The sequence below is a fragment of the Streptomyces sp. NRRL F-5123 genome, from assembly GCF_000721495.1.
Taxonomy (GTDB): Bacteria; Actinomycetota; Actinomycetes; order Streptomycetales; family Streptomycetaceae; genus Actinacidiphila.
This window is the reverse complement of sequence record NZ_JOHY01000067.1, coordinates 1-23,203: the sequence shown is the minus strand read 5'-3', so window position 1 is coordinate 23,203 and position 23,203 is coordinate 1. Positions and strand designations below refer to the sequence as shown.

18 protein-coding genes and 1 pseudogene are annotated in these 23,203 nt (G+C 73.6%); 6 read left to right on the top strand and 13 right to left on the bottom strand.

All coding sequences use genetic code 11. The features are described 5' to 3' along the window. Positions 1-38: 38 nt before the first annotated feature. Both IH54_RS0133815 and IH54_RS0133810 read left to right on the top strand, forming a co-directional pair. Positions 39-1,340 (top strand): 6-phospho-beta-glucosidase, encoded by a 1,302-nt coding sequence (locus tag IH54_RS0133815; protein ID WP_031524405.1) that lies wholly within the window; start codon positions 39-41, stop codon positions 1,338-1,340. Between the two features lie 171 nt (positions 1,341-1,511). Beyond that, positions 1,512-2,303, top strand: coding sequence for an HAD family acid phosphatase (locus IH54_RS0133810; protein ID WP_031524402.1), 792 nt, complete (start codon positions 1,512-1,514; stop codon positions 2,301-2,303). Between the two features lie 30 nt (positions 2,304-2,333). On the opposite strand, the gene IH54_RS0133805 is transcribed toward IH54_RS0133810, so the two are convergent. The 8 genes from IH54_RS0133805 to hrcA form a co-directional block, all read right to left on the bottom strand. After that, entirely contained in the window at positions 2,334-3,239 is a 906-nt protein-coding gene (locus IH54_RS0133805; protein ID WP_031524399.1) for a ribonuclease Z, read from the bottom strand. A 10-nt stretch (positions 3,240-3,249) separates the two neighbouring features. Beyond that, positions 3,250-3,606, bottom strand: a complete 357-nt coding sequence (locus IH54_RS0133800) for a histidine triad nucleotide-binding protein (RefSeq protein ID WP_031524396.1) — start codon at positions 3,604-3,606, stop codon at positions 3,250-3,252. A gap of 99 nt (positions 3,607-3,705) precedes the next feature. Continuing rightward, positions 3,706-6,987 (bottom strand): S41 family peptidase, encoded by a 3,282-nt coding sequence (locus IH54_RS0133795; RefSeq protein ID WP_031524393.1) that lies wholly within the window; start codon positions 6,985-6,987, stop codon positions 3,706-3,708. A 19-nt stretch (positions 6,988-7,006) separates the two neighbouring features. Beyond that, entirely contained in the window at positions 7,007-7,390 is a 384-nt protein-coding gene (locus tag IH54_RS0133790) for a hypothetical protein (RefSeq protein WP_052398166.1), read from the bottom strand. A gap of 255 nt (positions 7,391-7,645) precedes the next feature. After that, positions 7,646-8,389 (bottom strand): 16S rRNA (uracil(1498)-N(3))-methyltransferase, encoded by a 744-nt coding sequence (locus IH54_RS0133785; RefSeq protein ID WP_031524389.1) that lies wholly within the window; start codon positions 8,387-8,389, stop codon positions 7,646-7,648. Next, positions 8,386-9,450, bottom strand: a complete 1,065-nt coding sequence (locus IH54_RS0133780) for a nitronate monooxygenase (protein WP_052398165.1) — start codon at positions 9,448-9,450, stop codon at positions 8,386-8,388. The genes IH54_RS0133785 and IH54_RS0133780 overlap by 4 nt, the downstream gene beginning before the upstream one ends. A 394-nt stretch (positions 9,451-9,844) precedes the next feature. Next, positions 9,845-10,978, bottom strand: coding sequence for a molecular chaperone DnaJ (gene dnaJ / locus IH54_RS0133775; protein ID WP_031524384.1), 1,134 nt, complete (start codon positions 10,976-10,978; stop codon positions 9,845-9,847). Next, on the bottom strand, positions 10,979-11,995 hold the full coding sequence (gene hrcA / locus IH54_RS0133770) for a heat-inducible transcriptional repressor HrcA (RefSeq protein ID WP_031524382.1): 1,017 nt from the start codon (positions 11,993-11,995) through the stop codon (positions 10,979-10,981). Between the two features lie 187 nt (positions 11,996-12,182). On the opposite strand from hrcA, the gene IH54_RS0133765 reads away from it, so the two are divergent. Further along, the gene (locus tag IH54_RS0133765) at positions 12,183-12,956 is read left to right on the top strand and encodes an MBL fold metallo-hydrolase (protein WP_052398164.1); all 774 of its coding nucleotides are present in this window, start codon (positions 12,183-12,185) and stop codon (positions 12,954-12,956) included. A 24-nt stretch (positions 12,957-12,980) separates the two neighbouring features. Next, a complete protein-coding gene (locus IH54_RS0133760) occupies positions 12,981-13,805 on the top strand; it encodes a DUF3097 domain-containing protein (protein ID WP_031524376.1) in 825 nt (274 codons plus the stop codon). A gap of 119 nt (positions 13,806-13,924) precedes the next feature. Here the strand turns inward: IH54_RS0133760 and hemW are convergent, their stop codons facing one another. From hemW to lepA, 3 genes are all read right to left on the bottom strand, one after another. After that, on the bottom strand, positions 13,925-15,163 hold the full coding sequence (gene hemW / locus IH54_RS0133755) for a radical SAM family heme chaperone HemW (protein ID WP_031524374.1): 1,239 nt from the start codon (positions 15,161-15,163) through the stop codon (positions 13,925-13,927). Between the two features lie 137 nt (positions 15,164-15,300). After that, positions 15,301-17,187, bottom strand: a complete 1,887-nt coding sequence (locus tag IH54_RS0133750) for an AMP-dependent synthetase/ligase (RefSeq protein ID WP_031524371.1) — start codon at positions 17,185-17,187, stop codon at positions 15,301-15,303. Positions 17,188-17,342: 155 nt separating this feature from the next. Then, positions 17,343-19,223: a translation elongation factor 4 gene (gene lepA / locus IH54_RS0133745; RefSeq protein ID WP_031524369.1), complete on the bottom strand. Its 1,881-nt coding sequence runs from the start codon at positions 19,221-19,223 to the stop codon at positions 17,343-17,345. Positions 19,224-19,455: 232 nt separating this feature from the next. Between lepA and rpsT the strand changes: the two genes are divergently transcribed. Beyond that, complete coding sequence (gene rpsT / locus IH54_RS0133740) at positions 19,456-19,722, top strand: 30S ribosomal protein S20 (RefSeq protein ID WP_031524367.1); 267 nt, start codon at positions 19,456-19,458, stop codon at positions 19,720-19,722. A 207-nt stretch (positions 19,723-19,929) separates the two neighbouring features. Beyond that, positions 19,930-20,835, top strand: coding sequence for a hypothetical protein (locus tag IH54_RS0133735; RefSeq protein ID WP_052398163.1), 906 nt, complete (start codon positions 19,930-19,932; stop codon positions 20,833-20,835). Positions 20,836-20,901: 66 nt separating this feature from the next. Here the strand turns inward: IH54_RS0133735 and holA are convergent, their stop codons facing one another. Both holA and IH54_RS43855 read right to left on the bottom strand, forming a co-directional pair. Continuing rightward, on the bottom strand, positions 20,902-21,885 hold the full coding sequence (gene holA, locus IH54_RS0133730) for a DNA polymerase III subunit delta (protein WP_031524362.1): 984 nt from the start codon (positions 21,883-21,885) through the stop codon (positions 20,902-20,904). A 91-nt stretch (positions 21,886-21,976) separates the two neighbouring features. Then, a pseudogene (locus IH54_RS43855) lies at positions 21,977-23,014 on the bottom strand (polysaccharide deacetylase family protein); the annotation flags it as partial. Between the last annotated feature and the right edge of the window lie 189 nt (positions 23,015-23,203).

Genomic DNA, 23,203 nt, shown 5'->3' with positions numbered 1-23,203 from the left:
CCACTGACAGTGACGAGCATCGCGGGAACGGAGTACGGGTGAAGCTCACGATTCTGGGCGGCGGGGGCTTCCGGGTGCCGCTGGTGCACCGGGCGCTCGCGGGCGACGGCCTGATCGACGAGGTCGTGCTGTACGACGAGGACCCGCTGCGGCTGCGGGTCGTCGCCGCCGTGATCGCCGGGGCGGACGCGGGCGGGCCCGCCGTACGCCTCGCGGACGGGCTGGACGACGCGGTGCGCGGCGCGGACTTCGTCTTCTCCGCGATCCGCGTGGGCGGCACCGCGGGCCGGGTGCGCGACGAGCGGCTGCCGCTCGCCGAGGGCGTGCTCGGCCAGGAAACGGTGGGCGCGGGCGGCGTCCTCTACGGGCTGCGCACACTGCCGGTCGCGGTACGGATCGCCGAGCGCGTACGGGCGCTCGCGCCGGACGCCCTGGTGATCAACTTCACCAACCCCGCGGGCATGGTGACCGAGGCGATGGCGCGGGTGCTGGGCGACCGGGTCGTCGGCATCTGCGATTCGCCCGTGGGCCTGGTGCGGCGCGCGGCGCGCGCGGCGGGCGCCGACCCGGACGCGCCCGGCTTCGGCTACGACTACGTCGGCCTCAACCACCTGGGCTGGCTGCGCCGCCTGACCTCCGGGGGCCGCGACCTGCTGCCCGGACTGCTCGCCGACCCGGCGGCGCTCGGCGGCTTCGAGGAGGGGCGGCTCTTCGGCCCCGACTTCCTCGCCGCGCTGGGCGCGCTGCCCAACGAATACCTGCACTACTACTACTTCCGCCGCGAGACGCTCGCCGCGGTGCGCGCCGCGCAGGAGACCCGCGGGGAGTTCCTGGACCGGCAGCAGGGCGCGTTCTTCGCGGCTGCCGACCGCGAGCCGGGCCGCGCGCACGCGCTGTGGGAGGCCACCCGGCGCGAGCGCGAGGAGACCTACGGGGCCGACTCCCGGGCGGCGAGCGGCGGTTGGCAGCGCGACCCGCACGACCTGGACGGCGGCGGCTACGACCGGGTCGCGCTCGCGCTCATGCGGGCCGTCGCGCGGGACGAGCGGGCGGTGCTGATCCTCAACGTCCGCTCGGGCGAAGCGCTGCCCTTCCTGGACGCCGACGCCGTCGTGGAGGTGCCCTGCGCGGTGGACGCCGCCGGGGCGCACCCGCTGCCCGTCGCGCCGCCGGACGAGCACCAGGCGGGCCTGATGCTGGCCGTCAAGGCGGTGGAGCGGGCGGCGATCGAGGCGGCGCTGAGCGGCTCCCGTACGGCCGCGCTGCGCGCCCTCGCCCTGCACCCGCTGGTGGACTCCCCCGCGGCCGCCGCCCGCATCCTCGCCGCGGCGGGCCGCTGAGACGCGGACCGGGCCCGTACCGGCGGCCGGGCCCCGGAAGGCGCATGAGGAAACATCAGGGAAACACCATCTGACCTGCGCTGTGACGATACGCGCGTAGACCGTCCTTGACCTGCCGGGAACGGGGGGTCTAACTTGCCGCGCATTGACCACCGTTGAAGGAGCACCGCCATGCCCCTCGTCCGTCCGTCCCGCCGTTCGCTGGCGCTCGCCGCAGCCGCGGCCACCCTGGGCGCCGCCTTCTACGGCGTCGGAGCCGCCACCGCGGACCCCTCGGTGCCGCGCAGCGACAAGGAGATCCCCAACCTCACGAACGTCGTCAACGACATCAAGGCCTACTACGGCGACACCACCGTGGGCAGCGAGCACTACGCCTCCGCGGACAGCAACTACGCCCGCCAGCTCGCCGGCATCGAGGCCAAGGCCAAGTCGGACCTCGCGCACGCGCTGAAGCACGGCAAGGACGGCAAGGACGGCAAGAAGCCCGCGATCGTGCTCGACGTCGACGACACCAGTGTGCTCACGTACAACTACGAGCTGGAGGTCGGCTTCGCCTACAGCCCGGCGAGCAACCAGGCCTACCTGGACACCAAGGACATGCCGCCGGTCTTCGGCATGGACACCCTCGCCAACTGGGCCGCCGACCAGGGCGTGACGGTCTTCTGGATCACCGGCCGCCCGGAGGCGCAGCGCGCCGACACCGTACGGAACCTGACCGCGGTCGGCTACACCGCGGCTCCCGACACCGCGCACCTGTACCTGAAGAACGCCGCGAACCCGCCCGCGTACCTGGCGTGCGGCGCGACCTGCACCACGATCGACTACAAGTCCGGGACGCGGGCCCACATCGAGTCGCTGGGCTACGACATCATCGGCAACTTCGGCGACCAGTACAGCGACCTGTCCGGCGGCCACGCCGACAAGTCCTACAAGCTGCCCAACCCGATGTACTACCTGCCGTAGCGGTACGGCGGACCCGGTGCCGCACCGCCCTCACGCGCGGCGCGGCACCGGCACCCGCACCAGGTCGGCGGCCACCGTCAGCTCGCCCTCGAATCCGGCGGCGCGGGCCTCGGCCGCGAAGCCGTCCGGCTCGGGGTAGCGCTGCGAGAAGTGGGTGAGCACCAGATGGCGCACCCCGGCGTCCCGCGCGACGGCCGCGGCCTGGCCCGCCGTCAGGTGGCCGTGCTCGGCGGCGAGTGCGGCGTCGGCCTCCTGGAAGGTCGACTCGATCACCAGCAGGTCGCAGCCCGCGGCGAGTTCGGGCACCGCCGGGCACATCCGGGTGTCCATGACGAAGGCGAAGCGCTGGCCGCGGCGCGGCTCGCTGACCTCGTCCAGGCTCACCCCGCGCAACTCGCCGTCCCGCTGGAGGCGGCCGATGTCGGGCCCGGCGATGCCGTGTTCGGCGAGCCGCTCCGGCAGCATCCGGCGGCCGTCCGGCTCGGTGAGCCGGTAGCCGTAGGACTCGACGGGGTGCGACAGGCGGCGCGCTTCGAGGGTGAAGGCGGGCGTGACGGCGAGGACACCGCCCTCGCCGCTCACCGGCTGCTCGCGGATGTCCCCCGCCTCGCGGTACGCGGTGGCGTGCCGCAGCCGGTCGAAGTAGGCCTGGCCGCTCGCCGGGTAGTGCGCGGCGACCGGGTGCGGGACGCGGTCCAGGCTGATGCGCTGGAAGATCCCCGCGAGGCCGAGCGAGTGGTCGCCGTGGAAGTGCGTGACGCAGATCCGCGTCAGGTCGTGCGCGGCGACCCCGGCGTGCAGCATCTGGCGCTGGCTGCCCTCGCCGGGGTCGAAGAGGATGCCCTCGCCGTCCCAGCGCAGCACGTAGCCGTTGTGGTTGCGCTGCCGCGTCGGCACCTGGCTGGCGGTGCCGAGGACGACGAGTTCACGGGGCATCGGGCGCGGCTCAGACCAGCCGCTGCAGGTCGCGGCCGCCCAGCACGTGGGCGTGCGCGTGGAAGACCGTCTGGCCCGCGCCGGAGCCGGTGTTGAAGACGATCCGGTAGCCGGTGCCGTCGACCTTCTCCTGTGCCGCGACCTCGCCCGCCTCGCGCAGCACGTCCGCGACCGCGCCCGGGTCGCCCGCGGCGAGCGAGGCGGCGTCCGGGTAGTGCACCCGCGGGATGACCAGGACGTGCGTGGGCGCCTGCGGGTTGATGTCCCGGAAGGCGAGCGTGGTGGGCGTCTCACGGACGATCGTGGCCGGGATCTCACCGGCCGCGATCTTGCAGAACAGGCAGTCGGCCTGGGGCTCTCCCGCCATGGCGCGGGGCTCCCTTCTCGCAGGGCTACAGGGCTTCGCATCGTACCGGCCGTACGCGCACCGCCGGTGCGCGTACGGCCGGCAGGACCCGCGGCGGGGTCACAGCGGCGGAAGCTCCGGCGGGGTCTTCGCGGGGTTCTCGTCCAGCGCGCGCAGCGCCAGCTCCACCGCGGTGTCCAGCTGCGGGTCCTCGCCCGCGGCCCACTGCTGCGGCGCGCACACCACCTCGACGTCGGGGTCGACCCCGTGGTTCTCCACGTCCCAGCCGAAGCCCTCCAGCCAGAAGGCGTACTTGGGCTGTGTCACGCCCGTGCCGTCCACCAGCCGGTAGCGGCTGTCGATGCCGATGACGCCGCCCCAGGTGCGGGTGCCGACGACCGGGCCGATGCCCAGCGCGCGGATCGCCGCGTTGACGATGTCGCCGTCGGAGCCGGAGAACTCGTTGGCCACCGCCACGACGGGGCCGCGCGGGGCGTCCAGCGGGTAGCTCGTCGGGCGGCTGCCGCGCGGCACGTCCCAGCCGATGATCCGGCGGGCCAGCTTCTCCACCACCAGCTGCGAGGTGTGCCCGCCGCGGTTCTCCCGCACGTCGACCACCAGGCCCTCGCGGGCGACCTCCACCCGCAGGTCGCGGTGCAGCTGCGCCCAGCCGTTGCCGACCATGTCCGGCACGTGCAGATAGCCCAGCCGCCCGCCGGACGCCTCGTGGACGTGCGCGCGCCGCCCGGCGACCCAGTCGTGGTAGCGCAGCGGTTCCTCGTCGTCCAGCGGCACCGCCACCACGTGGCGTACGGGGCCGTCCTGCGCGGGCCGCACGGTCAGCTCCACCGGCTTGCCCGCGGTGCCCACCAGCAGCGGGCCCGGCCCGGCGACCGGGTCCACCGGGACACCGTCCACCGCGACCAGCACGTCGCCCGCGCGCACGGCCACGCCCGGCGCGGAGAGCGGCGAGCGGGCCAGCGGGTCGGAGGACTCGCCGGGCAGCACCCGCTCCACCCGCCACAGGCCGTCGGCGTCCCGTGACAGGTCCGCGCCCAGCAGGCCCTGGCGGTGCAGCGGGTCGCGGTAGCCGCCGGGCGGCGAGACGTACGCGTGCGAGGTGCCCAGCTCGCCGTGCAGCTCCCACAGCAGGTCGACCAGGTCGTCGTGGGTGGCGACGCGGTCCAGCAGCGGGCGGTAGCGCTCGGCGACGGCGTCCCAGTCCAGGCCGCCCATGTCGGCGCGCCAGTAGTTGTCCCGGGCCAGCCGGTGGGTCTCGGCGAACATCTGCCGCCACTCGTCCTGCGGCCGCACGGTGACCCGGACCCGCGACAGGTCCACGGTGACCGCGCTGCCCGAGTCGTCGTCGGAGTCGGCCTTGCTGTCGGCGGGCACCACGCGCAGCCGCCCGCCTGTCCGCAGCAGCACCCTGGTGCCGTCTCCGGTGACCGAGAAGCCGTCGGCGTCGTCGGCGATCTCCTCCAGCCGCAGCTGCGCCAGGTCGTAGCGCTCCAGGACGGTCCCCGGCGGCTGCGCCTCCGGGGTGGCCAGGCCCGAGCCGAGCACGCCGGTCAGCGGGTGGCGCAGCCACAGCACGCCGCCCTTGGCCGCGCGCAGACCCGAGTAGCGGGCCGCCTCGACCGGGAAGGGCACGATGCGGTCGGCGAGCCCCACGGTGTCCACCGTGGTGGCCGGGACGCGCGGCCCGTCGCCCTTGCCCTCGCCGTCGGCCTTGTCGCGGGGCTTGTCGTCCTCGCCCGCGCCGCCCGGGGCGTCGTCCTCGCCGTCGTAGGGGCGGCCCTGGCGCTGCGGGCCGAAGGGCGAGGGCGTGGTGGCCGCGAGCGTGATCAGGTAGGGGCGGCAGGCGTTGGTGAAGGCCAGGTCGAAGACATGGGCGTCGTAGACCGGGTCGAAGGAGCGCTCCGACAGGAAGGCCAGGTGGCGGCCGTCCGCGGTGAAGGCGGGCGCGAAGTCGGCGAAGCGCAGCGGTGTCGCGTCGACCACCGCCAGGTCCGCGGTGGACGCCAGCTTGAGCTGCCGCAGCTCGCCGGGGCCCGGCGCGGACCACGCCAGCCACGCCGAGTCGGGCGAGAAGGCCAGGCCCGTCGCGTCCCCGGCGTCGCTGGTCGCGACCTCGCGGACCTCGCCGGTCTGCGTCTCCACCAGCAGCACCCGGCCGTCGTGCGAGGCGACGGCGATGCGGTGCCCGTCCGGCGAGACCTCCATCCCCAGCACCCGGCCCAGCCGCCCCGCCGCGAGCCGCCGCGGCGCGGCGCCGGGCGCCAGGCCGAGCGCGGGCGCCAGCTCCAGGGCGTCCTCGCCGTCCGCGTCCGTCACCCACACCACGTGCTGCTCGCCGTCCGCGCCGCCCGGCGCGAAGACCCGCGGCATCCGGGTGCGCACCCCGGGCTCGGCGGCCAGCACGCGGGCCGGGCCGCCCCGGTGGGTGATCCAGTGCGTGGTGCCGCGCACCTCGACCGCGCTGCCCCGCCCGGTGTGGTCGGGCCGCGCGCCGCCCAGGTAGTGGGCCGCGCGCACGGGGTGCGGCTGGAGGTCGGCGCGCTGACCGCCGAGGGCGATGTCCAGGGGGCGGGGGGCCGCCGCGTCGAGGTCGTCCAGGACGTGCAGCACGCCGCCGCTGGTCCAGGCGACGCGGGTGCCGTCCGTGCCCGCGTGGCGGGCGTAGAAGCCCTCCAGGCTGCTGTGGCGGCGCAGGTCCGTACCGTCCGGGAGGCTCGAGTAGACCGCTCCGACGCCCTCGTGGTCGGACAGGAAGGCGATCCGGCCGCCCACCCACATCGGGCACTCGATGTTGCCGTCCAGCCCCGCGTGCACCCGCACGAAGCCGCCGTCGCCGCGCGCGTCCAGCCACAGCTTGCCCGCGGTGCCGCCGCGGTAGCGCTTCCAGTACGCCGCCTCCCGGCCCATCGGCACGGACAGCAGCAGCACCGCGCCGCCCGGCCCGTACGCCACGTCGCCGACCGGCCCGTACGGCAGCAGCTCGCCCGGACCGCCGTCCAGCGGCACCGTCCGCGCCCAGGTGCGGCGGCCCGACGCCTGGCCGTGGCCCGACGTCACCACCAGCGCGCCGTCCGGCGTCCAGCCGCGCACCGCGGTGCGCGCGTCGCCCCAGTACGTCAACCGCCGCGACGGGCCGCCGTCCAGCGGCGCCACGTGCACCTCGGGCGCGCCGTCCCGCGTGGACGTCCACGCGACGCTCGCGCCGTCCGGCGCGACTCGGGGGCGGCCCACCGGCATGTTGTCCGCGCTGACCCGCCAGGCGCGGCCGCCGTCCAGCGGCGCGACCCACACGTCGTCCTCCGCCGTGAAGGCGATCAGCTCACCGTGCGGGTGCGGGTGCCTCAGGTACGAGGGCTGGTGATTCGGTGTCGGGTGCGTCACCAGACCACCCTAACTTCGATCAACTCCCCGCAGTATGCCGCCGGTCGCAGTTGCCGAGCCCCTGCACGGAGAAGACCTGCTTCGTGCCGACCGTGGCCGTGAGCCTGCCGCGCACGCACAGGTCGTCGAGCTGCTCGGTGACATCGCCCTTCACGGAGATCTTGCGGTTGTCGTCGGTGCGGCCGACGCAGTCCACGCTCGCGCTGTGCGTTTTCGACCGGGCGCTGCACGAGAGCCACTGGACGTCGACGCCCTTCTGCTTCAGGGCGCGCGTCGCCAGCTGGTCCGTTGTCACGGAGACGGCACTGGTGCCGAGGCCGTCGGCGGGCTCGCACGCGGTGGCGGCTGCCGCCGCCGCTGTCAGGAGGGCGGCAACCGCCCATGTTCTTCTGGCCTTTCCCATGCGCTTTACGGTGCGGCGGCTTTGCCCGCGGGTCCATCCCCCGGGCGGCCGATTCACCCCTTACGGGACAAGGTCCCCCTCCGGGGGGTGAGTTGCCGCGTCCGCGGGTGAGGGGGTTTCGCCACGGGGCGCCGCATGAGCCGGCGTTCGCGGCCTTCCCGCCGCGGGGGCTGGTCGCGCAGTTCTCCCCCAGGCTTCGCCAGGGAGGTGCCCCCACGCGCCCCTGGTGGGTGCCCTCTGCGTACAGGCGGCGGGTCAGGACCAGCGGTGGGTGCGGGTCTGGAGGAGGGAGACGGCGGCGACGCCCGCCGTGGAGGTGCGCAGGACGGTGGGGCCGAGGCGGTACGGGGAGGCGCCCGCTTCCGCGAAGGCGGCCAGCTCCTCGGGGGCGACACCGCCCTCGGGGCCGACGACGAGGACGAGCGACCCGGCGGCGGGCAGCGCCGCGGTGGCCAGCGGCAGCGAACCCTCCTCGTGGAGGACCCCGGCGAAATCGGCCGTGCGCAGCAGCTCGCAGAGCCCGCGCGTCGTCACGAGGTCGCCGACCTCGGGGAACCGCAGCCGCCGGGCCTGCTTGGCGGCCTCCCGCGCGGTCGCCCGCCACTTCGCGAGCGACTTCGCGCCCCGCTCCCCGCGCCACTGCGTCACGCAGCGCCCCGCCGCCCACGGCACGACGGCGTCGACCCCGGCCTCGGTCATCGTCTCGACGGCGAGTTCGCCGCGGTCGCCCTTGGGCAGGGCCTGGACGACGGTGATCCGCGGCTCCGGCTCCTCCTCGACGCGGACCTCGCGCACCTCGACGTCGAGCTCGTCCTTGCCGCGGGCGGCGACGACGACGCCGTACGCGCCGCGCCCGGCCCCGTCCGTCAGGACGACCTCCTCGCCCGCCTGGAGCCGCCGTACGGACACCGCGTGCCGCCCCTCGGGCCCGTCCAGGGTGACGCGCGCGGGGCCGCCGTCGAGGGCGGCGGGCTCGACCAGGAAGACCGGGGCGGTCATGCCGCCACCTCCCGCGCGGCCCGCATCTCCTCGACGAGCAGCTCCACGAGCCGCCCCGCGGACTCCTCGCGGGCCAGCCGGTGCCCCTGCCCGGCCCACAGCGCCATGCCCTGCGCGTCCCCCGCGGCCGCGGCGGCCTTGCGCAGCGGGGCGGTCAGGTGGTGGACCTGCGGATAGCCGGGCGGCGCGTACCGCCCGTGCTCCCGCACGAAGCGGTTGACCAGCCCCCGGGCCGGGCGCCCGGAGAAGGCCCGGGTCATCTCGGTGCGGGTGAAGACCGGATCGGTCAGCGCCTGCTTGTGCAGCGGGCTCGCCCCCGACTCCGGGCACACCAGGAACGCCGTGCCGAGCTGCGCCGCGTCCGCGCCCGCCGCGAGCACCGCGGCGACCTGGCCGCCGCGCATCAGCCCGCCCGCGGCGATCAGCGGCAGCGCGACCGCCTCGCGGACCTGCGGCAGCAGCGCGAGCAGGCCGTCTCCGGTGCCGTCGAGCAGCGGCTCGTCGCGGTGCGTGCCACGGTGGCCGCCGGCCTCCATGCCCTGGACGCACACCGCGTCGGCGCCCGCGGCCTCCGCGGCCAGCGCCTCCGACACGGTGGTGACCGTCACGACGGTGTACGTGCCCGCCTTCCGGAAGGCGTCCAGCACCTTGCGGGCGGGGCAGCCGAAGGTGAAGCTCACCATCGGGACGGGGTCCTCCAGGAGGATCGCGACCTTGGCCTCGTACGCGTCGTCCGGACCCGCGTCCGGGTCGCCGAGGAGCACGCCGTACCAGGCCTCCTCGCCGGCAAGCTGCTCGGCGTACACCGCCACCGCGGAGGGGTCCGTCGCCGCGGGCTGCGGCAGGAAGACGTTCACCCCGAAGGGCTGGGCGCTCTGGTCGCGGAGCTGGCGGATCTCCTCGTACATCGCCTCGGGCGTCTTGTAGCCCGCCGCCAGGAAGCCGAACCCGCCGGACGCGGCCACCGCAGCGGCCAGCCGCGGATTCGCCGCACCGCCCGCCATCGGGGCCTGCACGATCGGATGCGCCGAGAATTTCGGCAGGTTTGCCGCAGCAGCCATGTCCCTACCCTAAGCGCCCGTGCCGGGCGCCCCCGACTGGGGCAGCGACCTCCGAGCGCACGGCTGCGCCGCCGGGCAAGCGTTCCTCAGGCCGCGCCTGCACCGCCGGGCAAGCGTTCCTCAGGCCGCGCCTGCACCGCCGGGCAAGCGTTCCTCAGGGGCGCGTGGGGGTACCTCCCAGGCGAAGCTCTGGGGGAGGACCGAACTGCCCCTTCGGGCCGGTGACGACGTGCAGCGTCGTCGTGGCTGAGCGCGCAGTTCCCCGCGCCCCTGAAAACGCTCGCCCGGCACGGGCAAGGCACAGCGCCCCGCGGCGCGAAGGCAACGCGCCCCCGCCGCACCCGGCGGAGGACGCGCCGCCCCGCGCAGGGGCGAAGGTCACAGCGGCACGCGCTCAGCGGCCGTTGAAAGCGTCCTTCAGTCGCGAGAAGAGGCCCTGCTGACCAGGGGCGAACTGGCCGGTGGGGCGCTCCTCGCCCCGCGCCTTCGCCAGGCGGCGGATCAGCTCCTCCTGCTCGGCGTCGAGCTTGCTCGGGGTCAGGACCTCGACGTGGACGACGAGGTCGCCGCGGCCGCCGCCGCGCAGGTGGGTGATGCCGCGCTGGTGGAGCGGGATCGACTGGCCGGACTGCGTACCGGGCCGGATGTCGATCTCCTCGAGGCCGTCCAGCGTCTCCAGCGGGCACTTCGTGCCGAGCGCCGCCGCGGTCATCGGGATGGTGACCGTGCAGTGCAGGTCGTCGCCGCGGCGCTGGAAGACGGGGTGCGGGGTCTCGCGGATCTCGACGTAGAGGTCGCCGGCGGGGCCGCCGCCGGGGCCGACCTCGCCCTCGCCCGCGAGCTGGATGCGGGTGCCGTTGTCGACACCCGCGGGGATCTTGACGGTGAGGGTGCGGCGGGAGCGGACCCGGCCGTCGCCGGCGCACTCGGGGCAGGGGGTCGGCACGACCGTGCCGAAGCCCTGGCACTGCGGGCAGGGCCGCGAGGTCATGACCTGGCCGAGGAAGGAGCGGGTGACCTGGGACACCTCGCCGCGGCCGCGGCACATGTCGCAGGTCTGCGCGGCGGTGCCGGGCGCGGCGCCCTCGCCGTTGCAGGTGCCGCAGGTGACCGCGGTGTCGACCTGGATGTCCTTGGTCGTGCCGAAGGCGGCCTCTTCGAGGTCGATCTCCAGCCGGATCATGGCGTCCTGCCCGCGCCGGACGCGCGAGCGCGGACCGCGCTGCGACGACTGGCCGAAGAAGGCGTCCATGATGTCGCTGAAGTTCCCGAAACCGCCGCCGAAACCGCCGCCCGCCGCACCGCCGGTGGCGGACAGCGGGTCGCCCCCGAGGTCGTAGACCTGCTTCTTCTGCGGGTCCGAGAGAACCTCGTAAGCGGCGTTGATCTCCTTGAACCGCTCCTGCGTCTTCGGGTCGGGGTTGACGTCAGGGTGCAATTCCCGGGCAAGACGGCGGAAGGCCTTCTTGATCTCATCGGGACCTGCGTCGCGGCGTACGCCCAGGACGGCGTAGTAGTCCGTGGCCACTTACGACTCCGCCAGGATCTGTCCGACGTAACGTGCCACTGCGCGTACCGCTCCCATCGTTCCGGGGTAGTCCATGCGGGTCGGTCCGACCACGCCGAGTTTGGCGACTGCCTCGTCGCCGGAACCGTAGCCGACGGCCACGACCGAGGTGGAGTTGAGGCCCTCGTGAAAATTCTCATGCCCGATCCGCACCGTCATGGCGGAGTCGGTGGCCTCGCCGAGCAGTTTCAGCAGCACCATCTGCTCTTCCAGTGCTTCGAGCACGGGTCTGATCGTGAGCGGGAAGTCGTGGTTGAACCGGGTGAGGTTCGCCGCGCCGCCCAGCATGATGCGCTCTTCGGGACGCTCGACGAGCGTTTCCAGCAAGGTGGACAGGACACCGGAGACAGCGGGCCGGTCGTCGGCCTCGAAGCTCTCCGGCAGATCCGCCACCAGCGGGGGCACGTCGGCGAAACGCCGGCCGACGACCCGGCTGTTGAGCCGCGCCCGCAGGTCGGCGAGCACGTTCTCGGTGACCGGTGCCGCGCAGTCGACGAGGCGCTGCTCGACCCGGCCGGTGTCGGTGATGAGCACCAGCATCAGCCGGGCGGGCGCGAGCGCGAGCAGTTCGACGTGCCGGACCGCGGAGCGGGTCAGCGACGGGTACTGCACGACGGCGACCTGCCGGGTGAGCTGCGCCAGCAGCCGTACGGTGCGGGCCACGACGTCGTCGAGGTCGACCGCGCCCTCCAGGAAGTTCTGGATCGCGCGGCGCTCGGCGGACGAGAGCGGCTTCACACCGGCCATCTTGTCGACGAAGAGCCGGTAGCCCTTGTCGGTGGGGATGCGGCCGGCGCTGGTGTGCGGCTGGGCGATGTAGCCCTCGTCCTCCAGCACCGCCATGTCGTTGCGCACGGTCGCGGGCGAGACGCCGAGGTTGTGGCGCTCGGTGAGCGCCTTGGAACCGACCGGTTCCTCGGTACCGACGTAGTCCTGAACGATGGCGCGCAGGACTTCGAGTCTGCGTTCGCTCAGCATCGCGCACCTCCAGCCGGTCGTTTTCGTGCCAGTCCGTACCCTGGCACTCCACGGTTTCGAGTGCCAGCTTCCCCGGAGCCAGTGTACGGCGAGGCGGCAAGGGCTCGGCAAGGGTGCGGCACACCGGGTCCGGGGAGGCGGCGACGGACGGGGCCGCGGCGGCGATACCGTCACCCCCGTGGAATCTGTGGACGGTACGGAGGATCCGGGTACGGGCGGTTCGGGTGGTACGGGTGGTACGTCGTGGGAGCAGCTCGCTCCCGGGGTCGCCCGGCGCCGGCTGCCGCATCTCGACGTGACGATCGGCCTGGTCGTCGGCGCCGACGCGGTGCTGGTGGTGGACACCGGGTCCACCCTGCGCGAGGGCGCCGAGCTGCGCGCGCAGGTCGCCGCGCTCACCGGGCGTGACGTGACGCACATCGCCCTCACGCACGGCCACTTCGACCACGTCCTCGGCACCGCGGCCTTCCCCGGCGCCGAGATCTACGCGCACCGCGCGCTCGGCGGCCACCTGCGGTCGGCGGGGGACGCGCTGCGCGCCTGCGCCGTCGAGCACGGCACCGACCCGGAGGAGGCCGCGCAGGCGGCGGAGGCGCTGGCCGCCGTTGCCCTGCCCACCCGGCCGGTCGCCGGGGAGACCGTCATCGACCTGGGCGAACGCCTCGTGCGGCTGGTCCTCCCCGGCACCGGGCACACCGCCCACGACCTGGTCGTGGTGGTGCCCGGCACCACGGCGAGCGACCCCACGGTGGTCTTCTGCGGCGACCTCGTCGAGGAGTCCGGCGAGCCCCAGGCGGGCGACGACGCCGTCCCCGACCGCTGGCCGGGCACCCTGGACACCCTCCTCGCCCTCGGCGGCGAGACCGGCCGCTACGTGCCCGGCCACGGCGCGGTGGTCGACGCGCGTTTCGTCCGCGCCCAGCGGGACGCGCTGGCCGAGCGGTTCGCCACCGGGAGCTGACCCGGGCTGGTTACGATCGCCCGCATGCGCAGCAGGACGTACGACGGCGATCTCACCCCGCCCTGGAAGAAGTCGGCCCCCGCGCCCGAGGTCCCGGCCGAACCCGACCTCGTGGTCGAGGAGGCCGCGACGGGCTTCTGCGGGGCGGTGGTGCGCTGCGAGAAGACCGCGGAGGGGCTGACGGTCACGCTGGAGGACCGCTTCGGCAAGCACCGGGTCTTCCCGATGGTGCCGCGGGGCTTCCTCATCGACGGCCGCACCGTCACGCTGGTACGCCCGCAGGGCGCGCCGAAGCCGCGCGGGCCGCTGCTGTCCGCGTCCGGCTCGATCGCCGTCCCGGACGCGAAGGCGCGTGTCGCGCGCGCCGGGCGCATCTACGTCGAGGGCAAGCACGACGCCGAGCTGGTGGAGCGGGTGTGGGGCCACGACCTGCGGGTCGAGGGCGTCGCGGTGGAATTCCTGGAGGGCGTCGACGACCTCCCGTCGGTGGTCGCCGCCTTCGGCCCGGCGCCGGACGCGCGGCTCGGCGTCCTCGTCGACCACCTCGTGCCCGGCTCGAAGGAGTCCCGTATCGCCGCGCAGGTGTCCGGGGCGGACGTCCTCGTGGTGGGCCACCCCTTCGTCGATGTCTGGGAAGCCGTCAAGCCGTCGTCGGTCGGCATCCCCGAGTGGCCGCGCGTGCCGCGGGGCCAGGACTGGAAGAGCGGCGTCTGCGACGCGCTGGGCTGGACCGTGAGCACGGGCGAGGCGTGGGCCCGCATCCTGGCGGGCGTGCGCTCGTACAAGGACCTGCGGCCCGAGCTGCTGGGGGCGGTGGAGCGGCTGATCGACTTCGTGACCGTCCCGTAGGCCGCGCCGGGCGGCCGGGGTGCCGCCCGCGGGTGGCCGCGCGGCCCTGCGCCGGGGTGGGCCGGGCGCGCAGATCTCCCCTCCCCCGCGCCGAACCCCTTCGGGGCACGTCCCCCGGGCTAGTCGGTGAGGTCGCGGACCACAGCGTCGGCCAGCAGGCGGCCGCGGAGGGTCAGCACGGCGCGGCCTTCCGCGTACGGGGCGGCGGCCAGCAGGCCGTCCGCCACCGCGCGGGCGGCCGCGGCGGCGCCCGCGCCGGTCAGGATGTCCAGCGGGCAGCCCGCCGCGAGGCGCAGTTCCAGGAGGATGCGTTCGACGCGGCGGTCCTCGGCGGTGAGGATCTCGCGGCCCGCGCCGGGGGTGCGGGATTCGGCGAGGGCCTGGGCGTACGCGCCGGGGTGCTTCACGTTCCACCAGCGCACGCCGCCGACGTGGCTGTGCGCGCCGGGGCCCGCGCCCCACCAGTCCGCGCCGGTCCAGTACAGCTCGTTGTGGCGGCACCGGGCGGCGTCGGCGGTCGCCCAGTTGGAGACCTCGTACCAGGAGTAGCCCGCCGCGGAGAGCCGCTCGTCGGCGATGAGGTAGCGGTCGGCGTGCTCGTCGTCGTCCGTCATCGGCACCTCGCCGCGGCGGATGCGCGAGGCGAGCCGCGTACCGTCCTCGACGATGAGGGCGTACGCCGAGACGTGGTCGGGGCCCGCGCCGATCGCCGCGTCCAGGGACGCGCGCCAGTCGTCGTCGGACTCGCCCGGCGTGCCGTAGATCAGGTCGAGGTTGACGTGCGCGAAGCCCGCCGCGCGCGCCTCGGCCACGCAGGCCTCCGGGCGGCCCGGGGTGTGGGTGCGGTCCAGCACCTTCAGCACGTGGGGGCGCGCGGACTGCATGCCGAAGGACATCCGGGTGAAGCCGCCCTCGCGGAGCTCGGCGAGATACGCCGGGTCGACGGACTCCGGGTTCGCCTCCGTCGTGACCTCCGCACCCGGCGCGAGCCCGAACTCCTCGCGAAGTGCGCGGAGCATGCGGACGAGGTCCGCGGCGGGGAGGAGGGTGGGCGTGCCGCCGCCCACGAACACGGTCTCGACCTGGCGCGGGTCGTCGCCCAGCACCTTGCGGGCGAGCCGGATCTCGTCGATCAGGGCGTCGGCGTAGTTCTCCCGCGAGGCGAGCGCGCCGCCGGAGCCGCGCAGCTCGGTCGCGGTGTAGGTGTTGAAGTCGCAGTACCCGCAGCGGGTGGCGCAGTACGGGACGTGCAGGTAGAACCCGAGGGGACGGTGTGCGGCGCCGCCGCCGAACGTGGCGTGCGGCGGCAGGGCCCCGTCCCGGGGCACGGGTTCCCCTTCGGGCAGTACGGAAGGCATTTTCCCAGTATCCGTCACCCGGCGGGTCCCCCTCCCCGGACGCCCGGGGGGTGCCTCTTGCGGCGGCGTTCGCGACCTTGCTGTCCGTGGTGGGCTGGTCGCGCGCTTCAGCGCAGAAGGCACCCCGGGGCGCCCCCCTACGACTCGCGGGACCCCGCGTACATCTCGTCGACCAGCGGGGCGAATTCCCGCTCGACCACGGGACGCTTGAGCTTCAGGCTCGGCGTGAGGTCGCCGTGTTCGACGTCCAGGTCGCGGGGCAGGACCCGGAACTGCCGGATCTGCTCCCAGCGCTGGAGGCTCTCGTTGACCGCCCGGACGTAGCCGTCCATGAGGACGCGGACCTCGTCGGTGCGGACGAGGTCGGCGTACGCCCGGCCGCCGAGGCCGTTGTCCTCGGCCCAGCCGAGCAGAGCCGGCTCGTCGAGGGCGACGAGCGCCGTGCAGAAGCTGCGGCCGCCGCCGAGGACGAGGACGTTGCTGACGTACGGGCACACCGCCTTGAAGCGGCCTTCGACCTCCGCGGGAGCGATGTACTTGCCGTTCGAGGACTTGATCAGGTCCTTCTTGCGGTCGGTGATCCTGAGGAAGCCGTCCGGGGACAGCTCGCCGATGTCACCGGTGTGGAACCAGCCGTCCGGCTCCAGGACCTCCGCGGTCTTCTCGGGGAGGCCGTGGTAGCCCTGCATGATGCCGGGGCCGCGCAGCAGGACCTCCCCGTCCTCCTCGGCGATGCGGACCTCCAGTCCCGGGAGGGCCTTGCCGACCGTGCCGGTGCGGTAGTTCTCGCCGGGGTTGACGAAGCTCGCGGCGCTGGACTCGGTGAGGCCGTAGCCCTCCAGGATGTGGATGCCGGCGCCGGCGAAGAAGAAGCCGATCTCGGGGGCGAGCGCGGCGGAGCCGGACACGCAGGCGCGCAGCCGGCCGCCGAAGGCCTCCCGGAGCTTGCCGTAGACGAGCTTGTCGGCGAGCGCGTGCTTCGCACGCAGCGCGACGGGGGCGGTCGGGACGCCGGTGAGCCGCATGCTGTTCTGCGTCGCCCTGGCGTAGTCGCGGGCGACGTCCGCGGCCCACTGGAAGATCTTGTACTTGGCGGGGCCGCCCGCACGGGCCTTCGCGGCGACGCCGTTGTAGACCTTCTCGAAGATGCGCGGCACCGCGGCCATGTAGGTGGGCTGCACGACCGGCAGGTTCTCGATGATCTTGTCGACCCGGCCGTCGACGGCGGTGATGTGCCCGACGGCGATCTGCCCGGCGGTCAGCACCTTCCCGAAGACGTGCGCGAGCGGCAGCCACAGGTACTGCACGTCCTCGGGTTCGAGGAGGTCGACGGCCTGGATCGCGCGCGCCATGTACGACCAGCAGTCGTGCGGCAGCCGTACGCCCTTGGGGCGGCCGGTGGTGCCGGAGGTGTAGATGAGCGTGGCGAGCTGGTCCTTCGTGAGGGCGGCGACCGCGTCGGTGACGGCCGCGGGGTGCTGCGCCAGATAGGCCTCGCCGCGCTTCTCCAGCTCGGCGAGGGAGAGGACCCAGCCGTCGCCGGACTCGTCGAGCGCGCCCTCCGGGTCGATCACGACGACGTGCGCGAGCTCGGGCAGCTCGGAGCGGCGCTCGCGGGCCTTGGCCAGCTGCGCGGCGTTCTCGGCGACGAGGACGCGGCTGCCGGAGTCGGCGAGGATGAACGCGGTCTCCTCGGCGTTGGTGCTGGGGTAGACCGTCGTGGTGGCCGCCCCCGCGCACAGCACCCCGAGGTCCGTCAGGATCCAGTCGACCGAGGTGTTGGCGGCGATCGCGACCCGCTCCTCGGGGCGCACCCCGAGGTCCATCAGCCCGGCCGCGATCGCGTGCACCCGCCGGGCGGCGTCCGCCCAGGTGAGCGACTTCCAGCCGTCCGGTCCCTCGCCGCTCTCCGGCGGCACCGGGTAGCGGTACGCCTCGGCGTCCGGGGTGTCCGCGACCCGCTCCAGGAAGAGCGCCGCCACGGAGGGCGGCCGGTTCTCTAGCAACGTCTGTGTGTCGGTCACCGTCATCCTCCGGGCACGAGCGCGTTCTTCTTAACTCACCAGTAACCTATCCGTCGGATCAGAGTAGAGGCCCGGCGCCCGCCGCGTAAGGGGGAAACCCCAGCGCATCGGGGCCGGGGCCTCGGACGGGTCTGCGGACCGGCCTCCGGACGGGGCTACTTCCTGGACTTGGACTCGCCGCCGTCGGAGTCCGTGGAGAGCACCGCGATGAAGGCCTCCTGCGGCACCTCGACGCTGCCGACCATCTTCATCCGCTTCTTGCCCTCCTTCTGCTTCTCCAGCAGCTTGCGCTTGCGCGAGATGTCACCGCCGTAGCACTTGGCGAGCACGTCCTTGCGGATCGCGCGCACCGTCTCGCGGGCGATGACCCGGGCGCCGATCGCGGCCTGGATCGGCACCTCGAAGTTCTGCCGCGGGATCAGCTCGCGCAGCTTGGCGACCAGCCGCACACCGTACGCGTACGCCTTCTCCTTGTGGGTGATCGCCGAGAAGGCGTCCACCTTGTCGCCGTGCAGCAGGATGTCGACCTTGACCAGGTCGGCGCTCTGCTCGCCGGTGGGCTCGTAGTCCAGCGAGGCGTAGCCGCGGGTCTTGGACTTCAGGTTGTCGAAGAAGTCGAAGACGATCTCGGCGAGCGGCAGGGTGTAGCGGATCTCGACCCGGTCCTCGGAGAGGTAGTCCATGCCGAGCAGGCTGCCGCGCCGGTTCTGGCACAGCTCCATGATCGCGCCGATGAACTCGGTCGGGGCGAGCACCGTGGCCCGTACGACCGGCTCGAAGACCTCGGCGATCTTGCCCTCGGGGAATTCGCTCGGATTGGTGACGACGTGCTCCTGGCCGTCCTCCATCAGCACGCGGTAGACGACGTTCGGCGCGGTCGCGATCAGGTCGAGGCCGAACTCGCGCTCCAGCCGCTCGCGGATCACGTCCAGGTGCAGCAGGCCGAGGAAGCCGACGCGGAAGCCGAAGCCGAGGGCCGCGGACGTCTCCGGCTCGTAGACCAGGGCGGCGTCGTTGAGCTGGAGCTTGTCGAGGGCCTCGCGCAGCTCGGGGTAGTCCGAGCCGTCCAGCGGGTAGAGGCCGGAGAAGACCATCGGCTTGGGGTCCTTGTAGCCGCCGAGCGCCTCGGTGGCGCCGCCGCTCTGGGTGGTGATGGTGTCACCGACCTTGGACTGCCGGACGTCCTTCACCCCGGTGATGAGGTAGCCGACCTCGCCGACGCCGAGCCCGTCGGCGGGCAGCATCTCGGGCGAGTTGGTGCCGATCTCCAGCAGCTCGTGGGTCGCGCCGGTGGACATCATCCGGATCCGCTCGCGTTTGGTGAGCTGCCCGTCGATGACCCGGACGTAGGTGACCACGCCGCGGTAGGAGTCGTACACGGAGTCGAAGATCATCGCGCGGGCGGGAGCGTTCGCCACGCCGACCGGCGCGGGCACGTCCCGCACCACCCGGTCCAGCAGCGCGTCCACCCCGACGCCGGTCTTCGCCGAGACCCGCAGGACGTCGCCGGGCTCGCAGCCGACCAGGTTGGCCAGCTCCTCGGCGAACTTCTCCGGCTGGGCGGCGGGCAGGTCGATCTTGTTCAGCACCGGGATGATGGCCAGGTCGTTCTCCATCGCCAGGTACAGGTTCGCCAGCGTCTGCGCCTCGATGCCCTGGGCCGCGTCGACCAGCAGGATCGTGCCCTCGCACGCGGCCAGCGAGCGCGACACCTCGTAGGTGAAGTCGACGTGGCCGGGGGTGTCGATCATGTTCAGGATGTGGGTGCCCGGAGTGCCGTCGGTGGGCTGCCAGGGCAGCCGGACGGCCTGCGACTTGATCGTGATGCCGCGCTCGCGCTCGATGTCCATCCGGTCGAGGTACTGCGCGCGCATCTGCCGCGCGTCGACGACCCCGGTGAGCTGGAGCATGCGGTCGGCGAGCGTCGACTTGCCGTGGTCGATGTGCGCGATGATGCAGAAGTTGCGGATCAGCGCCGGGTCGGTACGGCTCGGCTCCGGCACGTTCGCCGGCACGGATGAAGGGGTCGCGGGCACGCAGGGTCCATTTTCTCGCGAGGCGCGTCACCCGGCGTGGGTCGGGGCGGCCTGGCTGGCTGGTCGGATCGATACGCAGCCTCCATACTCCCATGGCCGGCGGCCCCCGGGCGGTTTGGGAGCCGCCCGGTGCTGCTGGTAATCTGGGCCGCTGTGTCTCGTGCTCGCGTGTCCTTCGCTCGCGGGCGACGCTGAAGACCGAAGAAGAATCCGAACCTGAGAAGGCTCTTTCGTGGCGAACATCAAGTCCCAGATCAAGCGCAACAAGACCAACGAGAAGGCGCGCCAGCGCAACAAGGCGGTCAAGTCCGAGCTGAAGACGGCCATCCGCCGTACCCGTGAGGCCGTCGCCGCCGGCGACAGCGCGAAGGCCGAGGAAGCCGCGCGCACCGCCGCCAAGAAGCTGGACAAGGCCGTCAGCAAGGGCGTCATCCACAAGAACCAGGCCGCCAACAAGAAGTCGGCCATCGCGCAGTCGGTCTCCGCGCTCCAGGGCTGATCACCCCCGCGGTCGACGGCACCGCGGGCAACCGGAAGAAGCGGCCCCTCTACCGCCCGGACCCGCACCACCTCGACCCGGCGCCGCACGCGGACGTTCGCCACGTGCCTGCGGCGCACGCGCACACTGCTTCTGCTGCCCGTCCGGGTTCTCCCGGACGGGCAGCAGGCATGTACGCGCATCGGTGAGTGTCGATATCCTCACCGTATGTCGACGCCGCCGCAGCCTGGGCAGCCGGGCCCCCAGCCGTACCAGAATCCGCAGATACCGGGCCAGCCCCCGGCGCAGCCGCCGACCGGCGGCGGTTACGGCTCGCCCGTTCCCGCCCAGCACAACCCGTACGCCCAGACCTCCCCCGGCTTCGGCCCACCGCAGCCCGGCTACTACGGGGCGCCGCAGCAGCCGGGTGCCCCCGGGATGCCGCCGGTGCCGGGCCCCGGCGGGACGGGCGGCGGGCAGAGCAGGGCCGGGAAGGCCGTGCTGTGGGCGGTCGTCGGCGCGGCGGTGGCCTCCGCGCTGTGGGCCGGCGGCGTCTTCCTGCTCGGCAAGGACTCCTCGTCTGCGCCGGGCCTGCGCGGCTACAAGCCGGTCAAGGACCTGTGCGCCACCGCGGACCTGAGCGCCTTCAAGGAGAAGTACCCGAAGGACGACGACGACCCGACGACGTACACCAGCGACCGGCCCGCCCTGGTGCAGATGTACTGCGGCGAGGGGCTGGACCAGGAGGACACGTCGGCGTCCACCGGCTACGTGTCGGTCGAGGCGGACCTGCACCGCAAGGCCGACCCGGGTCCGGAGTTCGAGGACCGCTGGCGGAGCTTCGGCGACCACGGGTCCGATCCGGACACCAACTACAAGGTCACGTCGGTGGACGGCTTCGGCGACGAGGCGTATCTGATCACCCAGGACACCGTGCCGAAGAGCTCGGACTCCGGCAGCTCCGACAGCGGTGACCGCACGGTGGTGCTCGCGGTGCGCGACGGCGGGCTGACGGTGACGCTGTCCTGGGACATCTACTCGGTGGAGGCGAGCGACGACGAGCCCTCGCTCGACCAGGGCACGGAGTGGGTCAAGGCCGCAACGAAGGCGACGATGGCCAACCTGAAGAAGTGACCGCCCCGCCCGGCTCCCGCTCCGGCCCCGGGTCCGCGCCCGGCCTCGGCTCTTTTCCGGCCGCGGTCAGCGGGCGCGGGCGGCGCGGGCGATCGTGACGACGGCCTTCTCCAGCGCGTACGCCGGATCGGCGCCACCGCCCTTGACCGCGGCATCCGCCTCGGCGACCGCGCGCAGCGCCACCGAGACCGCGTCCGCCGTCCAGCCGCGCATCTGCTGCCGGACCCGGTCGATCTTCCACGGCGGCATGCCCAGGTCGCGGGCGAGCTGGCCCGGGTTCGCACCGCGCGGCGCGGAGGCGAGCTTGCCGATCGACCGCACCCCGGAGGCCAGCGCGAAGGTGATGCCGGGCGCGGGCTGCCCCACCGCGAGCGCCCAGCGCAACCGCTCCAGTGCCTCGGCCGCCCGTCCGGTCACGGCGAGGTCGGCCACTTCGAAGCCGGTGGCCTCGGCGCGGCCGGTGTAGTAGCGGCGCACCACCGGCTCGTCGATCGTGCCGTCGGTGTCGGCGACGAGCTGGGCGCACGCGCTCGCCAGCTCCCGCAGGTCACTGCCGAGCGCGTCGACCAGCGCCTGCGCCGCCTCGGGCGTGGCCGACCGGCCCAGGGTGCGGAATTCGCCACGGACGAAGGCCAGCCGGTCGGCGGGCTTGGTCATCTTCGGGCACGCCACCTCGCGCGCACCCGCCTTGCGTGCCGCGTCCAGCAGCGCCTTGCCCTTGGCACCGCCGGCGTGCAGCAGTACCAGGGTGATCTCCTCGGCCGGCGCGGTCAGATACGCCTTGAGCTCCTTGACCGTGTCGGCGGACAGGTCCTGGGCGTTCCGCACCGCGATGACCTTGCGCTCGGCGAAGAGCGACGGGCTGGTCAGCTCCGCAAGGGTGCCGGGCTGCAGCGCTTCGGGCGCGAGATCCCGTACGTCGGTGTCGGGGTCGGCCTCGCGAGCCGCCGCCACGACCTCGCGGAAGGCGCGGTCGAGCAGCAGCTCCTCCTGGCCCACGGCGAGCGTGAGCGGGGCGAGCAGGTCGTCGGAAGCGGTCTTCTTGGCCATCGTGGACCAGCATCGCACGCCCCGCCGACAGCCCGGCCCCGGCCGCCGGCATGGGGGTCCGGCGGCCGGGGCGGGAAGGTGCGGGACCCGGGCAGGAGAAGGACGGCCACGTGGTGGAGCCGTTCTTCTGGATCGTCAGGCCCCAGTTGTTGCCGCTGCCGTTGGACTTGGCCACCAGCGTCTGGGCGTCGGGGTAGCTGGCGGAGATGTTCCAGGTCGCCATGACCTTCTCCGGCGAGGGAACCCGCGCCGTCACGGTCCAGTTGCTGGCACCGCTCACCGAGACGTTCAGGTTGTAGCGGTCCGACCACTGGTCACCGGCCGTGACATTGGCCGTGCAGCTGCCACCCGTCCCGCCGGTCGTCCCGCCGGTCGTGGTGCCGCCCGTCGTCGTCCCGCCGGTGGTTCCTCCGGTGGTGGTGGAGCCGCCGCCGTCGGGGGCGACCGCGCGGCCGGTCTGCGGCGAGATCATGCCGTAGCACAGGCCGCGGCTGGCCAGGCCCTGCGCGATGCGCGGGATCGCGGCCAGGGTGTTGGCGGGCCACTCGTGCATGAGGATGACCTGGCCGTTGGTGAGCCGGGCGTTGGCGGCCACGATGGCGTCGGTGCTGGCGCCGTTCCAGTCCTGCGAGTCGACGTCCCAGATGACCTCGGTCAGGCCGTACTTGGCCTCGACCGACTTCAGGGTGGAGTTGGTCTCGCCGTACGGCGGCCGGAAGAGCTTCGGCGTGCCGCCGCCGGCGGCCGCGATCTTCTGCTGGGTCTGGCCGAGCTCGGAGTCGATCTGCGCCTGGCTCTCCTGGATCAGGTGGGGGTGGGTGTAGCTGTGGTTGCCGACCCACATGCCCGCGGCGACCTCGGCCGCGACCTGCGACGGGTAGGAGGCGGCGTACTGGCCCTCGTTGAACATCGTCGCGCGCAGGCCGTTCTGCTTGAGCGCGTTGAGGATCGCCGGGGTGTGGTCGTTGGAGGGGCCGTCGTCGAAGGTCAGGCCGACGTAGCCGTTGCAGGTGGCCGCGTGCGAGGCGGTGGGGTTGACGGTCGAGGCGACGACGCCGGTCGCGGCGAGCGCGGCCACCGCGAGACCCGCGATCAGGGTGCGGGAAGTGGTGCGGGGCGTGTGAGTCATGGGGGGATCTCCGCTACGGACGGGCGGGCGGGCGGCCGTGCCGGGCCGCCCGCCCGCCGGACGAAGGGGGGTGGAGCGTCAGTTGGCCTGGCAGGAGAAGGACGGCCACGTGGTGGAGCCGTTCTTCTGGATCGTCAGGCCCCAGTTGTTGCCGCTGCCGTTGGACTTGGCCACCAGCGTCTGGGCGTC

What these genes read in the sequence shown, in the direction of transcription:
- hrcA (WP_031524382.1), bottom strand. Translation starts at nt 11,995, where the DNA reads ATGCTGAGCGAACGCAGACTCGAAGTCCTGCGCGCCATCGTTCAGGAC.
- IH54_RS0133805 (WP_031524399.1), bottom strand. Translation starts at nt 3,239, where the DNA reads ATGCCCCGTGAACTCGTCGTCCTCGGCACCGCCAGCCAGGTGCCGACG.
- IH54_RS0133785 (WP_031524389.1), bottom strand. Translation starts at nt 8,389, where the DNA reads ATGACCGCCCCGGTCTTCCTGGTCGAGCCCGCCGCCCTCGACGGCGGC.
- IH54_RS0133790 (WP_052398166.1), bottom strand. Translation starts at nt 7,390, where the DNA reads ATGGGAAAGGCCAGAAGAACATGGGCGGTTGCCGCCCTCCTGACAGCG.
- IH54_RS0133810 (WP_031524402.1), top strand. Translation starts at nt 1,512, where the DNA reads ATGCCCCTCGTCCGTCCGTCCCGCCGTTCGCTGGCGCTCGCCGCAGCC.
- IH54_RS0133800 (WP_031524396.1), bottom strand. Translation starts at nt 3,606, where the DNA reads ATGGCGGGAGAGCCCCAGGCCGACTGCCTGTTCTGCAAGATCGCGGCC.
- IH54_RS0133780 (WP_052398165.1), bottom strand. Translation starts at nt 9,450, where the DNA reads ATGGCTGCTGCGGCAAACCTGCCGAAATTCTCGGCGCATCCGATCGTG.
- holA (WP_031524362.1), bottom strand. Translation starts at nt 21,885, where the DNA reads ATGGCCAAGAAGACCGCTTCCGACGACCTGCTCGCCCCGCTCACGCTC.
- IH54_RS0133735 (WP_052398163.1), top strand. Translation starts at nt 19,930, where the DNA reads ATGTCGACGCCGCCGCAGCCTGGGCAGCCGGGCCCCCAGCCGTACCAG.
- hemW (WP_031524374.1), bottom strand. Translation starts at nt 15,163, where the DNA reads ATGCCTTCCGTACTGCCCGAAGGGGAACCCGTGCCCCGGGACGGGGCC.
- IH54_RS0133760 (WP_031524376.1), top strand. Translation starts at nt 12,981, where the DNA reads ATGCGCAGCAGGACGTACGACGGCGATCTCACCCCGCCCTGGAAGAAG.